At 58.6% G+C, this 14,862-nt stretch carries 15 protein-coding genes; 5 read left to right on the top strand and 10 right to left on the bottom strand.

Annotated features, from left to right (window positions below):
* Window positions 1-58: 58 nt before the first annotated feature.
* Window positions 59-1,312 carry an OprD family porin gene (locus J5M71_RS04590; RefSeq protein WP_207830254.1) on the top strand — a complete coding sequence of 418 codons (1,254 nt, stop codon included), beginning with the start codon at window positions 59-61 and terminating at the stop codon, window positions 1,310-1,312.
* Window positions 1,313-1,374: 62 nt separating this feature from the next.
* Here J5M71_RS04590 and J5M71_RS04585 read toward each other — a convergent pair whose 3' ends face one another.
* From J5M71_RS04585 to J5M71_RS04575, 3 genes are all read right to left on the bottom strand, one after another.
* Window positions 1,375-2,274: an EamA family transporter gene (locus J5M71_RS04585; RefSeq protein ID WP_063913521.1), complete on the bottom strand. Its 900-nt coding sequence runs from the start codon at window positions 2,272-2,274 to the stop codon at window positions 1,375-1,377.
* 23 nt (window positions 2,275-2,297) lie between these two features.
* On the bottom strand, window positions 2,298-3,809 hold the full coding sequence (locus J5M71_RS04580) for a diguanylate cyclase (RefSeq protein ID WP_207830251.1): 1,512 nt from the start codon (window positions 3,807-3,809) through the stop codon (window positions 2,298-2,300).
* A 171-nt stretch (window positions 3,810-3,980) separates the two neighbouring features.
* Window positions 3,981-5,081, bottom strand: a complete 1,101-nt coding sequence (locus tag J5M71_RS04575; protein WP_207830249.1) for an SDR family oxidoreductase — start codon at window positions 5,079-5,081, stop codon at window positions 3,981-3,983.
* A 73-nt stretch (window positions 5,082-5,154) separates the two neighbouring features.
* On the opposite strand from J5M71_RS04575, the gene J5M71_RS04570 reads away from it, so the two are divergent.
* A complete protein-coding gene (locus J5M71_RS04570) occupies window positions 5,155-5,544 on the top strand; it encodes a MerR family transcriptional regulator (protein ID WP_207830246.1) in 390 nt (129 codons plus the stop codon).
* Between the two features lie 195 nt (window positions 5,545-5,739).
* On the opposite strand, the gene J5M71_RS04560 is transcribed toward J5M71_RS04570, so the two are convergent.
* The 7 genes from J5M71_RS04560 to J5M71_RS04535 form a co-directional block, all read right to left on the bottom strand.
* The gene (locus J5M71_RS04560) at window positions 5,740-6,060 is read right to left on the bottom strand and encodes a DUF2933 domain-containing protein (protein WP_207830242.1); all 321 of its coding nucleotides are present in this window, start codon (window positions 6,058-6,060) and stop codon (window positions 5,740-5,742) included.
* A gap of 152 nt (window positions 6,061-6,212) precedes the next feature.
* On the bottom strand, window positions 6,213-6,431 hold the full coding sequence (locus tag J5M71_RS04555; protein WP_207830241.1) for a hypothetical protein: 219 nt from the start codon (window positions 6,429-6,431) through the stop codon (window positions 6,213-6,215).
* The gene (locus tag J5M71_RS04550) at window positions 6,428-8,611 is read right to left on the bottom strand and encodes a heavy metal translocating P-type ATPase (RefSeq protein WP_207830238.1); all 2,184 of its coding nucleotides are present in this window, start codon (window positions 8,609-8,611) and stop codon (window positions 6,428-6,430) included. Before J5M71_RS04550 ends, J5M71_RS04555 begins: the two co-directional genes overlap by 4 nt.
* Window positions 8,612-8,636: 25 nt before the next feature.
* On the bottom strand, window positions 8,637-8,789 hold the full coding sequence (locus J5M71_RS29640) for a hypothetical protein (protein WP_347709860.1): 153 nt from the start codon (window positions 8,787-8,789) through the stop codon (window positions 8,637-8,639).
* A gap of 118 nt (window positions 8,790-8,907) precedes the next feature.
* On the bottom strand, window positions 8,908-9,594 hold the full coding sequence (locus J5M71_RS04545) for an isoprenylcysteine carboxylmethyltransferase family protein (RefSeq protein WP_207830235.1): 687 nt from the start codon (window positions 9,592-9,594) through the stop codon (window positions 8,908-8,910).
* A gap of 107 nt (window positions 9,595-9,701) precedes the next feature.
* Complete coding sequence (locus J5M71_RS04540; protein WP_207830233.1) at window positions 9,702-10,136, bottom strand: hypothetical protein; 435 nt, start codon at window positions 10,134-10,136, stop codon at window positions 9,702-9,704.
* A 107-nt stretch (window positions 10,137-10,243) separates the two neighbouring features.
* On the bottom strand, window positions 10,244-10,639 hold the full coding sequence (locus J5M71_RS04535) for a hypothetical protein (protein ID WP_207830231.1): 396 nt from the start codon (window positions 10,637-10,639) through the stop codon (window positions 10,244-10,246).
* 312 nt (window positions 10,640-10,951) lie between these two features.
* Here J5M71_RS04535 and J5M71_RS04530 point away from each other — a divergent pair, with 312 nt between their 5' ends.
* From J5M71_RS04530 to J5M71_RS04520, 3 genes are all read left to right on the top strand, one after another.
* Window positions 10,952-11,476: an RNA polymerase sigma factor gene (locus tag J5M71_RS04530; protein WP_207830230.1), complete on the top strand. Its 525-nt coding sequence runs from the start codon at window positions 10,952-10,954 to the stop codon at window positions 11,474-11,476.
* Window positions 11,473-12,309, top strand: coding sequence for a FecR domain-containing protein (locus J5M71_RS04525; RefSeq protein ID WP_207830228.1), 837 nt, complete (start codon window positions 11,473-11,475; stop codon window positions 12,307-12,309). Before J5M71_RS04530 ends, J5M71_RS04525 begins: the two co-directional genes overlap by 4 nt.
* A 78-nt stretch (window positions 12,310-12,387) precedes the next feature.
* Window positions 12,388-14,826: a TonB-dependent receptor gene (locus J5M71_RS04520; protein ID WP_207830225.1), complete on the top strand. Its 2,439-nt coding sequence runs from the start codon at window positions 12,388-12,390 to the stop codon at window positions 14,824-14,826.
* Window positions 14,827-14,862: the final 36 nt, after the last annotated feature.

Below are 14,862 nucleotides of genomic sequence, written 5' to 3'. Positions count from 1 at the left end.
TCTGCATGGGGCGCCGCTGGCGCCCACCTCATCCAAGAACAACAACAGAGTACCGAACATGTCCCGAACTGTTTTCCGTGGGGCCACCTGTGGCCTGCTCTGCGGCTGGCTGCCTGTGGCCGGCGCTGCCGGATTCATCGACGACGGCAAGCTCAAATTGCAGCTGCGCAACGTTTACTTCAACGAAAACTTCCGCGACGAACAAGGCATGAGCGCCCGCGCTGCTGCAACTGCCAAGAGTGAGCGGGTGGAGTGGGCACAGGGCTTTTTGCTGGACTACCAATCGGGGTTCACTCAAGGCCCGCTGGGCCTGGGGCTCGATGCCCTGGGGCTTGTAGGCGTACGGCTTGATTCGGGCCGCGGCCGCAGCGGTACCGGCTTGCTACCGGTGCATGACGATGGCCGTGCGGCTGACGAGTTCGCCAGTGCCGGGGTGACGGCCAAGGCGCGACTGGGGCAGACCGTGGTCAAGCATGGCACCTTGCTGCCCAAGACGCCGGTGCTGGTCTACAACGATGCGCGGTTGTTGCCGCAGACCTACCAAGGCACGCAGCTGACCAGTACCGATGTCGATGGCCTGACCTTGACTGCCGGCCACCTGGACCGCTTCAAGCAGCGGGATTCCTCCGACAGCACGGGCCTGTTCCTGGATGGCTACAGCGGCGGGGAGTCTGGCGACTTCAACTTTGCCGGTGCCGACTATGCCGTCAGCAAGCAGCTGCGCTTGAGCTACTTCCACGGCCAGCTCGAACACTTCTACCGCCAGGACTATGTCGGCCTGGTCCATGACCTGCCGTTGGCCGGCGGGGTGTTCACCACCGACCTGCGCTATTTCAAGAGCCGCGACAGCGGAGCCGCTCACGGTGGCGAGATCGACAATGACATGTTCAGCGGGCAGCTGTCCTACACACACACCGGGCACACGGTCGGTGCCGGTTACCAGGTGCTCGACGGCGAGGCCGGGCTGCCGTACATCAGCGGTGCGACGGTCTACTCGTTCAGCAACGTGGGTATCGGCAAATTCATCGAGGAGGAAGAGAAAACCTGGATGGCGAGCTATGCCTACAACTTTGCAGCAGCCGGTGTCCCCGGGCTCACGTTCATGGCGCGCTACCTGAGCGGCGACAACGGTCGCTCCGCTGATGCCGGGCTAAGCGAGTGGGAGCGTGACGTGGAGCTTGCCTACGTGGTGCAGTCCGGGCCGGTGAAAGGGTTGGGCGTGAAACTTCGCAACTATGTCTACCGTTCTGACTTTTCCCGAGGTCGCGACAGCAACCGGATCTACCTGACCTACGATATAGCGGTTTGGTAATGCGGCGGCGCGAGCATGCGCTCTTGGAGCGCTTGCTCGCCAGGTGCAGGCAGAAGAACGAATCACGCTCCGGACGGCTGTGGCGCTTTCTTGCCTAACCGGATCAGCTCGTTGGAGAAACACAGTCCGCTGAGAATCAACCCGGCCCCAAGGTACAAGGTGTCTCGAGGTACCTCATTGAGGATCACGAACGCCAGCAGCGCGGCAAACAGCGGTTCAGTCAGTTCCAGTGCCTGGACCTGCGATGGCTTCAGGTACTCGATGGCCTTGGTGGTACAGAAGAAGCCGAGGATGGTCGGCAACGCAGCCAGAGCCAGCAGTGCCATGACCGCCGCCAACGAAAGCTCTCCGATGATGAACCCATCGGTCGCAGCTGGCATCAGCAGGTAAAGACTGCCGAAAAACAACAGTTGGCGAGTGAAATGCAGCCCCCCGGAAACGCCCATGCGCTTCATGGCAACCGAAAATGCGCCATAACCGCAGCCTCCGATCGAAGCGAGCACTGCGCCTTGCAGCGTGAAGCCTTGTTCCAGATCGGCTCCAAAGATCACGGCTATACCGGCTATCGTCAATCCGGCGCCTACCGTTGCGTTGGCGGTGATTGGGTCCTTGAGGACTATCCGTCCCAGCAGTATCGAAGAAATGGAGGCACTCGCCATCAGGATCACCACGACACCTGCCGCGGCGTAATGGCTATAGGCTGACGTTTCAAAGTGGAACAGCACGAAAATGCCGAGAAAGGCGCAAACAGCGGCAGGGAGCCACTTGGCCGTATGCAGGGGCCGCTTGAGGAACATGAGCAAGGCTGACAGCAGCAGGCAGCCAAGTACGGTTTTTATCAGGGCGATGCTGCTGGAGCTGAATCCACTGTTCATCAACACCTTGCTGAGTACGCCGATCGTTGCATTCAGTGCTGCGGCGCAGAGTGCAAAGAGGACGCCTTTGCCGAAATGAGATTGCATCAATACGTTCCTTGTCATTGGCTTTATACATTCGCCCCGTCGACATGCAGGCGATTGCGGCCAGCTTGCTTGGCGATATAGAGCGCCTGGTCGGCGCGTTCAATTAGCGATGGCGGGCTGTCGAGGGCCGTTCCATCGGAGCAGGCGATGCCGATACTGGCGGTCACATGCCCGAAAGGGCTACCTTTGTGAGGGATAGGTTGCAGGGCCAAACGCTCGAGTATCAGCCTGGCAACGACGGTCGCTCCGTCGATGTCGGTATCGGGCAGGATTACAGCCATTTCCTCGCCCCCGTAGCGTGCCAGCAGGTCGCGAGGGCGGCGGATGCAGGAAGAGAGCAGGTAAGCCAACTGCTGCAGACAGGCATCGCCAGCCGGATGCCCATAGGTGTCGTTGTAGCGCTTGAAATGATCGATGTCGATCATCAGCAGAGCCAGCGTGGTCCCATCTCGATGGGCCGTGCGGATCTCCTGGGTCAGCGCCTCGTCAAAGCAGCGCCGGTTGGCAAGCCCCGTCAGCGCATCATGCATCGCTTGGCGTTCGAGCTGTTGGTTGCTCTCAAGCAACTGCTGTTGGGTCAGTCGCAGTTCGTTTTCGACCGCGCTTCGCCGGCTCATGGCTCGAATCAGCAGCCAGCCAATGGTTCCGGTCAGTGCGAGCAGCGCAGCGACCACCAGCGACGACAGCAGCGCCTCGAGCCGCCAGGCTGCAAGTGCTTCCTGCTTGCCCAGCGCGACCGTTGTCACCAGGGGTAGCTTGTCACTCTTGCGAAACGCATAGAGGCGTTCTACGCCGTCCAGGCTGGAGGTGAATGACGCGGTGCCGGCTGACTGGTCGATGAGGTACTTGGCGAAGATTGGCGACTTCGAAAAGTTGCGCCCCATGTCCTGTTCCCGAAACGGATAGCGCACCAGCATGGAACCGTTGGTAAAGGCCAGCCCGATGGCACCGTCATGGCCGACGTCCAGCTTGCCGAAAAGTTGCAGGAAGTTTTCCACGCCGAGCGTCATGGCAACAACGCCGGCGAATTCACCGCGGCCGTCGTTGAATCGCCTGCTGATGGTGATCACCCATTCCTGAGTGACGCGGCTTCGGATTGGCAAGCCGATGAAGGGGTCGCGGGACGGGTCGTCACGGTGGTGGATAAAAAAGGCCCGGTCGCTGCTGTTGGCGCCGACGGGAGTCGGACGGTTGGACGACATGAGCCAGCGCCCATCCTTGGCATAGATGGTGATGCCGCTCATTGGCGGCATCAATGGTTGCTGACGCTTGACCAGCTGACCCAGCCGCTCGATCTGTGCAGGTTCGGTGCCCTCGGTTTCCAGGCGCTCGACCAGCCCGAGCAACAGCATTGAGCTCTGCCGGACGATACCTTCCGAATAGGTGGACAGTGCCTGGGTCAGGTTCAGGCCATGGACATTGATGTCTTCCAGGGCGCGCTCGCGAGAGGCCATGACCTTCCACAGCGTTAGCGAGGCGAGAGAACAACCTATGACCGATAGCAGTAGCACAACAAGGTGGATGTCACGCTTCACGTCAATTCACACGCCTTTTTCCCTAAAGACCAAGCTCAGCGCCGACACGCTGTAACTAACCAAACGGTCAGGATGTAACTATCTGGTCCATGCCCAAAAATATAGCACCTAAATTATTGGAATGTCCGACAGAATTACGCGAGCTGAAGTTTTCCTTGAGGGCGCGAGTCGTTATCTTCCAGCCGGGTTTTCAGAAGAGTCAGCATGGTAATCAGGCAAGTAACCCTGGACGTAGCGCACGGTCTTCTCCAGCGTTCGCGCCATGTCGGGATGTGCCAGCTGATACTTTCGTTCCAATTGCTGGCTGTTACGCATGTCGAAGCGCTGTGTCTGAATGAAGTTCAATGACTCGGCGCTGATCGCGAATCGGGCCGCCAGTCCGGGAATCATCAATAGCCACTTGAGCAACCCTATCGGTACATGGCGGCGGGGGGCCTTGATCTTCAGCGTTTTTGCCAGTTGTTCGAGCATACCCTGCAAGTTCGGGGTGTGCTCATAGAGCGCCAGGACCTCCCGGTTGGCCATCGAGGGGTCGAACGCCACGCAGGTCATCATCATCACCAGGTAGTCGACGCTGACCAATGGCAACCAGTGCCTGGCGGAACCGGGGACAGCCTTGAACCGGCCCAGGGCCAGATTTCGAATCAGTTCGGCCAGGGGTTGTCCTTCAGGGATGTGCCCACTCTCGCTGTGGCCACACACCGTGGCGGGATGAACGATGGAGTAGTCCGCGCCCACCTCCTGCATGAAACGGATGACTGCAAAATGGGACTCCAGCTTGCTGCCTTCGTAGCCACCGGCACGGCTGTAGACTGCGGGCCAATTGGTGTTTTCAGGGCGCTCGTTATCAACCCCGATACTCGCAAGGTGGGTAAGGTTCTGCAGCATATAGCCGCCCACCATCAGTAATCGGACGCGCTGGCTCGCCGCGAGCCTGGCGACTCTCAGCGCACCTTGTACATTGACTGCGCGGGCCTGTTCCATTGTCAGGCCCCAGGTAAACTGCGCCGCGAGGTGGAAGACAACAGCGGCCGAAGACACGCATTGCTTGTCTGCTTCACTGAGTCCAAGTCCCTCCCTGCTGATATCGCCTTCAACTGCATGGATATAGGCAGGGTCACCGCCCAGTCGGCTTACCTGGGCTCTCAGGCGCTCGATGTTTTCGGGGTTACGCATAAGTACCCGGGTCGTGTGCCCTGTTGCAGTAAGGTGGGCCAACAAGTGTTGACCCACAAACCCACTGCCGCCTGTGACGAAGCATTCCACGCTCATGTCTGAACCCTTGTATGGATGATTGGCGCAGGCTAAGGTGTAGAGCGTACTCTACAGTCAAGGGAATTTTGCTGTGAATATTGGTGAGTTGGAGCGCCGCAGTGGAATCGGCCGCCATACAGTGCGTTATTACGAGCAACTCGGGCTAATCGTGGCCCATCGACAAGCCAACAACTACCGCAGCTATAGCGACCAGACCATTGTTGATCTGGCCTTTATCCAGAGTGCCCAGAGCGGCGGTTTTTCACTCGCCGAGATCGGCGACATCCTTGCAGCCAAGCGGGGCAATACGATCGATTGCGCGCAAGGCGCGGTCCTCGTCGCCAGCAAGATGGCCGAAATTCAAGCGAAGATCACCACGCTGCAGGCCGCCTATGTGTTTCTCGACGCGGAGCGTGCAAAGCTTGAAGCCAGCGCCATTGCCAACGGACTGACTGTTCCTCAGTTTCCTGCCCAGCTTTAAGGCCGATGGTGTCCGCGTATTTCTAAGCGGACGCGATCACCCTTATCGCCAGGATTTTCATGCGCCAACGAAGCTCTTACCCGACACCATTCAAAGCCCAGGTCGATCCGGAATGCCTGCAACCTGGCGCAACCGTGTCCAGTGTCGCCATCAGCCATGGCATCAACGCCACCGTCAAATCCTGCGACGGTTACTTCATGCAGGGCGATCTGGATATTTCGTCTGTTTAGCGGGTAGACCATTGTGTTCCTCTTGGGTATTGCGAGCGCTGGTGTGCTGATGGCCACAGCAATTGTCATGCTCACCCCTTCCACCGTGTTCATGTCCGCCATTCCCATGTCCACGGTGCATGAAAAAGTGCATCAGTGGACAGGCCAGTAGCAGCAGGAATGGCAGATATGGAAGGACGTGAGCCCTATGCTCGGTGAACAGGAAATAGCCCGCGATGACCAGAAAACCTAAAAAGTACCAGTTGGTGCCCCGTGCGCGGTTCTGGGGCAAGTGCTGATGGCTCATGATGGCACTCCTTGGAGGGAACGGGAGTGAGGTCGTGACGCAAGGCCACTTCCAGTTTGGCTGGCGCGATCGTAGGTGTGAGCATAGCGAGCTGGAGCATCGGTTTACGTGTCCAATGCGTCGCAAACTCAGGTAGTGAATCGCATAAGGTATCAAGGCAGATTCTTCCTTTTCAGTTGCCGTTCAACCTCGGCCATGTCCTTGTCAAATTGGCGGACGCCTCGAAAAAGTTGGACACCGACCAGGACCGGGCACAGCAGGAAAATCGCTGCTATGACAAACGATTCTTCGGTCAGTCCCAACAGGTAAAGCACGGTGGCGATGCCCACAACACTTACGAGGAGGCAGATAACAAAAATCTCGCGCTTCATGGCTTGGCCTCCCGGCTTAAGCCAATATGGGCACGCTTCAGCATCGCGGAGTTGGCGATCACAGATAATGAACTGAGCGCCATCGCGGCGGCAGCGATGATGGGATTAAGCAGTCCGAAGGCCGCGATTGGAATACCGATGCCGTTGTAGATGAACGCCCAGAACAGGTTCTGTTTGATCTTGACCATGGTTGCGCGTGACAGCTTGATCGCGGTGACCACGTCGCGTACATCATTCTTGAGCAAGATGATGCCGCCGGTTTCCTTGGCTACATCAGAACCTGAGCCAATAGCGATGCCGATGTCAGCGGTGGCCAGGGCAGGGGCATCGTTGACACCATCGCCGACCATTGCCACGATCTGCCCTTCGCTTTGCAATTGACGGATCACTGCGGCCTTGTCGTCCGGCAAGACCTCGGCAATCACTCGCTCGATGCCGACCTGCCGCGCGACCGCTTCGGCAGTGCGGTGGTTGTCGCCGCTCAGTAGCACGACCTTGATGCCGCTTGCCTGCAATGCTGCGACGGCTTCAACCGCTTCGGGTTTAACGGTATCGGCCACAGCAATCACCCCGACCAAACGTTCGTCGACACCGACCAGCATGGAAGTCTTGCCATCGGCTTCCAGGCTGACGAGGTGTTTCTCGGCAGCCTCGGTCGAAATGCCTTGGCGGGAGAATAAACGCCGGTTGCCCAGCCAGATTTTTCGACTATCAATACTGCCTTCGATGCCGTGACCGGCGATCCCATTGATGCCGGTCGCTTTCGGCAGAATGATGCCGCGATGGCGGGCAGCGCGGATTATCGCTGCGCCAAGCGGATGTTCTGAACCAGACTCCACGGCGGCGGCGAGCATCATGACTTCGTTTTCCAATGCTGTGCCAAGCGGGATCACATCGGTCACGTTTGGTTCGCCTCGGGTAATAGTGCCAGTTTTGTCGAACACTACCGCACTCAGTTTTTCTGCCCGCTCTAACACCTCGCCGCCGCGGATAAGTATGCCGTTGTTGGCACCCTTGCCAACACCTACCATTAACGCGGCCGGCGTAGCCACGCCCAGTGCGCAGGGGCAGGAAATGATCAACACCGCGATAAAGGCCAATAACCCTTGTGGGAAATTCCCCGCAAGAGACCAGCCGACCAGGGCCAGCAGTGCGACCGACACCACCAACGGTACAAAGTAGCCAGTGACCTGGTCGGCCAACCGTTGGATCTGCGCCGTGCTGGTCTGTGCTTCTTCGACCATCTTGATGATCTGTGCCAGTGCGGTGTCGGCACCGATCCTGCTCGCCTTGAAAGTGAGCACACCACTGCCATTGAGCGTACCCCCGATCACCGGACTGCCTGGGTGCTTGTCGACCGGCATCGACTCACCGGTCAGCATGGACTCATCTACCGTTGACTGACCTTCACTGACATCGCCATCGGTGGGGATTTTTTCGCCAGGTTTGACGATCAGAAACTCGCCGGCCATAACGCTTTCAGCGGGCAGGTCGACTTCTTGGCCATCACGAATCACATGCGCGATCGCTGGTTTGAGATCAAGTAAGCGTCGTACTGCGGCTGAAGACTTCTTCTTGATGATTTCCTCCATGTACCTACCAAGCAGTACGAAGGCGATGATGACCGCCGACACCTCGAAATAGACGTCGCGCTCGGCAACCTTGACCGGCAGGACGTCGGGAAAGAACAACACCGCGACGCTGTAGAAATAGGCGACCGACGTGCCAAGGGCGATCAGGAAATCCATGTTGATGTTACGGGTGCGAATGGCGTTCCACGCCCCCATATAGAAACTCCAGCCACCAATGAACTGCACCGGAGTGACCAACAGGAAAAGCCAAATTCCCCACGTGAACCACGGTAGCGCCTGGATCGGCACCCAAGTCAGCAGCGTCGCACCAGCAGCCAGCGCAATGAAGGCGCCCGCACGCAGCAGCGCCAAGGCCAGTACACCTGTGAGGGCGATGGTCACGCGGGTTTTCATCGCCTTCAGTTCACTTTCTGGCGAATCGAAGGTGCGCAGGCAGGTATCGCTGCAAAAGTAATAGCGGCGCCCGCCACGTTCTCGTGACAACGCTTTGGTCTTATCTACCATCATTCCGCAGATCGGATCTTTCGCCATTTTTTCTGATGCGAGCGCCTGCGGATGCTGGCTGTGTTGCATGTGTGATTCGTTCATCGCTGCCTCCTACTCGAAGCGGCTATCAAGGCCTTCCATGGAGCTTGGCGGACCGCCAGGCGAACAAGGTGCCGACCATCGCGCCCCATACACTCAAGATCAGCAGGGGCCCGACGAAAGTCGCCACACTGTAGTCTTGCGGAGCTTGAAGACGACCAAAGTCGAGCCCGTGAAACAAGGCGCCAAGAAAAGCAATACCCTGCGCTGGTCATTGCGCATAGAGCAGCGCGCAGATTGTGCAGGAGATGGTCATGGCCATGGTCATGGCCAGGAAAGTCCGGTTCTCCAGAGAGCGTTCATGACTGCCTTCCTGAGCTTGGAGGGGCGCCAGCAGGTGTGTTGGGACTGCGGGGGGATGACCAGGGCAGGAACGCCGGAGTATGTTCGCAGTAGTTGCGATAGGCATCGCCGAAGTGCGCAAGCATCTCCTGTTCTTCCTGCTTCGCCAGCTTGGCGTAGACCAACAGGAGGATTGGAAACATTATAAAGGTGATCAATGTCGGCCACTGCAAGAGAAAGCCAAACATGATCAGCACGAAGCCAACGTATTGTGGGTGGCGGATCCGCGCATAGGGCCCGTCGAGCGCGAGTTGGTCAGTACTTTGAGCCTTGTAGAGCACACGCCAGGCGCTTGCCAATAACCAGAAGCCGCCTGCGATCAGCAGGTTGCTGATAATGTGGAATGGCCCCCAGTGCGGATTGACCTTCCAGCCCATGACAGTTTCGAGCAAATGCCCAGCGTCGTGTGAGAGGAAATCGATGTTTGGGAAGTTACGAGAAAGCCAGGGCATCAACAGGTAGATGGTCAGCGGGAACCCGTACATTTCGGTAAATAGAGCTACCAGGAACGCCGAGAACATGCCAAAAGAGCGCCAATCGCGGCTCGTCTTGGGCCGTGTGAAGCTGAAGGCGAACAACACAAACACTAATGAGTTGATGATGACCAGTGACCAGAGGCCGTAGGCCGGTTCAGTATGGTTCATGGTTGGTGCTCCTCACTTGTCGGGTGTGTTTGCTGTACTCATCGTGTATGCCTTCAACAGCAAACAACAGGCGGGTGCGTTCTGGTTTAACCCGCCAACACCGGTGCTTAGTAATTTGGATCAGCTCCAGTAGATTTACTTTTCATTGGCATTTCCATCATGGACGACTGCTGCTCCATCATTTGCATCATCATGTCCATCATCTCGTTGCCTCCGCCCTCCTTAGCTCCAGACATGCCCATACAACCCATTGCACGATGCTCCTTGCTCATCATGGCCATGCTGTCCTTCATCGCCTTCATGCCCTCTTGCATGGCCGCTTGGCGCTCGGCGGGAGTTTTTGCCGCCGCTGCTTTGTCATGCGCAGCCTGCATTTTCTGCATTTGATCGGTCATGGCTTTGGTGATGGCCGTCGCCGCTGGCGCTGTGCTCTGGGTTGAGTCGCCTGGTGCGTCAACCGGGTGATGTGCATCCTCGGCAGAGGCTATGCACGCGCTGCCAGCCAGGAGGGCAGCCACAACGAATTTGGAATGCGTTTGCATGATGAACTCCAGGGAATGTGAGGGATAAGCAGGAATAGCTGAGTCCCGAAAAATTCGCACTCAACAAGATAGAGCGGCCGGTACCCGGCCACTCTGAAGCAGTGGGGTTAATCGTTGGAACGAACGAAAATCAGGCGGGCTGGGCGGTCCGGCGGCGCGGGGCGTTTCAGTGCAAGAGAGGCGAAGGAGGATTTCTTGTCGGGGTTAAGCCCTGTCACTACTGCCGCAGTCAGCAGCAAGAGGACGGCCCAATGGATGGGGTCTGATGCAGGAGTTTGCAATGCAGGCTTTATTGCCGTGGTGGCTTCCTCACAGCTCTGAAGGCAACCACTGGCGTGGAGAGCATGACCATCCACCACATACTGCTCGGCATGGTGGGGCGCGGCTAAATTGTGATCCGGTTGCACCAAGCACCCTTGGATTGCCATCACGGCCATAGCCAACACCCACACCACGAGGGTGAGATGCAACAGGCTTCGACGGTGACGGCGGAACCAGTACATGGAGCATTCCCTCGACTTATCACGTCGTATTGATTTTCAGTCTAGGCAGGAAGGCAATGAAGCATTTGATAAAAATCAAACTACTCGATGAAGTGATTTTCGAGGTCGAGGCTTGCCTTGAAGCGTCCCTGGTTATTGGCTGAGTTCTGCATTGGCATCGACACCCTGCAGCTGCGCCAAACATGCCTTCCAATTACCTCTTGCACCCACTCGAGCAGCCAACAGCTGGGTAGAGGAGGGTGTTTATTCGCAACTATTTCTCATTTACACTTGCATCTTGTTTTCGGGGCCTACCTCTTTTCAGGATGCATCGTGTCGCTCGATCCCGCCAAACCGACGCTGCTGTCTACATTGGTACGTCACTATGACGACCTGGTGGACCACATTCGCCGACGCTTCGGCGACAGAAGCATGGCGCGCGATGTAGTGCATGACGTGTGCGTGCAGTTGCTTGAGCGCGGTGAGAAAGAAAACGTTCGGACCCCGCTGGCGTTGCTACGAAAAATCTCCAACGACACCGCCGTGAGTCGCTACCGTAGTGATCGCCGCCGAGGCGCCTGGGTAGAGGCAGTTTCCGAGCTTCCGGAGGTAGCCTGCCCGGCAGCCACGCCGATGAGCCAGTACGACAGCGAGCGCGAGTTTCAACTGCTCGTGAGCGCTATCGCAGACCTCCCACCTCGCTGCCAGGCCGTTTTTGTCATGCATAAGGTTCACGAAATTCCCCAGGCAGAGGTAGCCGCTCGCCTCGGTATTTCCATCAAGACAGTCGAAAAGCACCTACGCCTGGGGTTGGCGGCGTGCAGGCAACGGCTTGGCCGCGATGAGGTGCAACCATGACGAAGCAGCCCGAACAGGCGCCACTGGACGAGGCTCTTGGGCGACACCGTGAAGAGCTCAAGCACCTGTTCCCCCTGCCGCCGTCCAGGCCAGCGCCCGCCAAAGCGGTAAAGTCAGCAGGTATCACGCTAGCGGTTGCGATCGCCTTTGGCGCCCTTGCCTGGCTGAACCCCGCCTATAAGAGTGAGGGTTTCGCTACCGCCATTGGTGAGCGGCGCGCTGTGCTGCTGAGCGATGGAAGCAAACTGCTGCTCGACAGTGGTACGCACGTCGATATCAGATGGCGCCTGCTCAGCCGCGAAGTCGACCTGCGCGCTGGGCAGGCCCTCTTCGATGTGTCCTCGGCCGTGTACCGCCCCTTCGTAGTGTCTGCTGGCCTGGCGAAAGTCGAGGTGCTCGGTACGCTGTTCAATGTTCGCCGCCTGGATAACGAGGCGGTGCGTGTGACCCTGGCCCGTGGGCGCGTGGATGTCGCCGTGGCAGCTGCGGCGCAAGCGCCTGTCACCCTCAGGCCAGGGCAACAGGTCGACTCGATTGGCGGGCAACTGATGCCAGTGGCGAAGGTCGACGCCTTGAAGGCGATGGCCTGGAAAGATGATCGCATCGTATTCGAGCAGACGCCGCTGGATGAAGCGGTGTCGTTGCTGCGTCACTATCGCAAGGCATCCATTGAGCTGAGCGACCCAAGCTTGGCTGCGCTCAAGGTGACAGGGGTCTTCGAGGCGCACAATGTCGACCTGCTGCTGGATCTGTTACCGAGCATCCTGCCCGTCGCCGTGTTGAAACAAGAGGATGGCAGCGTGCGAATTCAACCTAAATCGACAAGAAAATAATTCTCAAGCGCAGGTAGGGTTTCTCGATTCCCTTGGCGGCTATTGAAAAAAGCCCACCCAGAAAAAGGAACTCGAGAAGTGCATTTTCCCCTCCGCAGTCGCCAACTACGCCTGTCATTGCTTGCCAGTAGCCTGCTCATCGCAATGTCGGCCCAGGGCCGGGAACGGGTGAACGTGGATCTCCCTGCCGCGCCGCTGGGGGAGGCCATCAACGCCCTTGCACAGCAGTCTTCGGTACAGATCATCTTTGCCAGCGATCTCGGTGCAGGCCGAAACGCGCCCGCGGTGAAGGGGCGGTTCACACCTGAGGAGGCACTTCAAACGCTGCTCAAGGACAGTGGCTTGCAAGTACAGGCCAAGGATGAGCGCACCTTCGTCATCATCGCGCAAGGCACCCCTGCACCCACTCCCGAGACCCAAAGCGTACCCGTGGAAATGGCGCAGATGGAAATCACGGCCTCGCGCACCAGCAGTAGCCTGGTGTCCGCGACGCGGCAGTCCACCGTTCTCGAGCATGAACAACTGCAGGAGCTGCGCCAGGGTTCGGATAGCCTGGCCACGGTACTGGCCAAGGCGATTCCGGGCATGTCCGACTCCAGCCGCACCATCACCGAGTATGGCCAGACCCTGCGCGGGCGCAGCATGTTGGTCATGGTTGACGGGGTGCCGCTCAATACCAACCGCGACTCTTCGCGCAACCTGGCCAACATCGACCCGGCGCTGATCGAACGGGTCGAAGTCATCCGTGGCAGCAGCGCCATTTACGGCAGCGGCGCCACGGGGGGCATCATCTCCATCACTACACGACCTGCTGGCGGTGAAAGCCGTGCCGAAACCAGCCTGAGCGCCACCTCGCCACTTACCCGCCTGGGCAGCGATGGCCTGGGGGGCCAGTTCCAGCAGTATTTTGCAGGCTCTCAGGGCGCGGTGGACTACTCGTTCGACTTCGGTACCCGCCACATCGGTGCCTCGTACGATGCGCACGGCGACCGGATCGCTCCGGAGCCCAGTCAAGGCGACCTGTTCGATTCGAACATCTACAACATTGGCGGCAAGCTGGGGCTGCACATCGACGAGAACCAGCGAATCCAGCTTGCCGTCAGCCACTACGATGCACGCCAGGACACCGACTACGCTACAGACCCAAGCGTCGCGAAACTCCCCGCAGGCTCGGTGCCGGCCAATGCGATCAAGGGCCTGGATCTCGACGAACAGAACCGCATTCGCAACACACTGCTGAACCTGGAGTACGAGAATCTCGACATTCTCGGCAGCCGGCTTTCTGCCCAGCTGTATTATCGGGACTACTTCACCCGCTTCACGCCGTTCGACGCCCGGGCCGTTGCCACACGCGGCGGCAACGTGGACCAGATCATGCAGAACAGCGAAGTGTTCGGCAGCCGCCTGACCCTGCGCACACCACTTGGCGACAGCGGCAGTACCGAGCTGGTTTGGGGTGGCGACTATAACCAGGAGCGCAGCGACATGCCGCTGGATGTCTTCGACCCAGCGGCTTATGACGCCAGTGGCGGCCTGGTCTTCGACAAGACCGGCAAGCTCACCTACATGCCCCCGCTCAAGACCCGAAGCGCCGGTGCGTTCGCGCAGCTTCAGCATCGCTTCGATGAGCACTGGTCGGTCGACGGTGGCCTGCGCTACGAATACTCCACCGCCGAATTCGATGACTTCGTTCCTTTGTCCGAATCCAGGGCTGCCTCCCCTGTGGCGGTGAAGGGTGGCGACATTCACTACGATGCGGTGCTGTCGAACCTTGGCATTGTCTATTCGCCGGTACTCGGCCAGGAAATCTACGCCTCCTTCAGCCAGGGCTTCCAGTTGCCAGACGTGGGCATTCAGTTGCGAAATGCGCGCCGTGGTTTCGACCTGGGGGCCTCGAACCTGGAACCGGTCAAAACCAACAACTATGAGATTGGCTGGCGAGGTGAGCTGGGCAGCAACACCCTGGGCACCCTGGCCCTGTTCTACACCACCTCCAAACTGGGGGACGTGCAAAGTTTCAACAACGGCCTGATTCTGACCCGCACCAAGGAGCGCATCTACGGTGCTGAAGCCAGTGCCGACTGGCTATCGGACGATGCGGTGTGGGGCGCAGGGGGGAGTGCGACCTGGATGCGTGGGCGAGAAAAGCCGGACGGCAAAGGCTGGCAAGACATGACCGGCTATCGCGTTCCGCCCCTGAAACTGACCGCCTACGTCCAGTACAAGCCGACCCTGGACTGGAGCAACCGCTTGCAAGCCACGTTCTTTGACGCCAAGGATTACAGGCTCGATGGTGTGGACAGCTTTGGCCGACATCAGGTGAGTACCTATACGACAGTGGACCTGGTCAGCCAGTACCAGATCACCGCTGATGACAAGGTGAGCGTCGGCATCCAGAACCTGTTCAACCGCGACTACTACCCGCTATACAGCCAATTGCTGCGTAATAACAACAACACCAGCCACTTGCCGGCACCGGGCACTGTGTTGACTGCCAGCTATACGCATGATTGGTAAGGTTGTAAAAGATCGCCGGGCCGATGGCGAGCCCGG

Source organism: Pseudomonas sp. 43(2021) (genome assembly GCF_017490805.1).
Classification (GTDB): domain Bacteria; phylum Pseudomonadota; class Gammaproteobacteria; order Pseudomonadales; family Pseudomonadaceae; genus Aquipseudomonas.
The sequence above is the reverse complement of the archived record's forward strand: the minus strand, read 5'-3'. Positions and strand labels throughout refer to the sequence as shown.

Coding starts and splice junctions, on each gene's coding strand:
- J5M71_RS04560 (WP_207830242.1), bottom strand. CDS start 6,060: ATGAGCCATCAGCACTTGCCCCAGAACCGCGCACGGGGCACCAACTGG.
- J5M71_RS04525 (WP_207830228.1), top strand. CDS start 11,473: ATGACGAAGCAGCCCGAACAGGCGCCACTGGACGAGGCTCTTGGGCGA.
- J5M71_RS04550 (WP_207830238.1), bottom strand. CDS start 8,611: ATGAACGAATCACACATGCAACACAGCCAGCATCCGCAGGCGCTCGCA.
- J5M71_RS04540 (WP_207830233.1), bottom strand. CDS start 10,136: ATGCAAACGCATTCCAAATTCGTTGTGGCTGCCCTCCTGGCTGGCAGC.
- J5M71_RS04585 (WP_063913521.1), bottom strand. CDS start 2,274: ATGCAATCTCATTTCGGCAAAGGCGTCCTCTTTGCACTCTGCGCCGCA.
- J5M71_RS04575 (WP_207830249.1), bottom strand. CDS start 5,081: ATGAGCGTGGAATGCTTCGTCACAGGCGGCAGTGGGTTTGTGGGTCAA.
- J5M71_RS04545 (WP_207830235.1), bottom strand. CDS start 9,594: ATGAACCATACTGAACCGGCCTACGGCCTCTGGTCACTGGTCATCATC.
- J5M71_RS04590 (WP_207830254.1), top strand. CDS start 59: ATGTCCCGAACTGTTTTCCGTGGGGCCACCTGTGGCCTGCTCTGCGGC.
- J5M71_RS04555 (WP_207830241.1), bottom strand. CDS start 6,431: ATGAAGCGCGAGATTTTTGTTATCTGCCTCCTCGTAAGTGTTGTGGGC.
- J5M71_RS04535 (WP_207830231.1), bottom strand. CDS start 10,639: ATGTACTGGTTCCGCCGTCACCGTCGAAGCCTGTTGCATCTCACCCTC.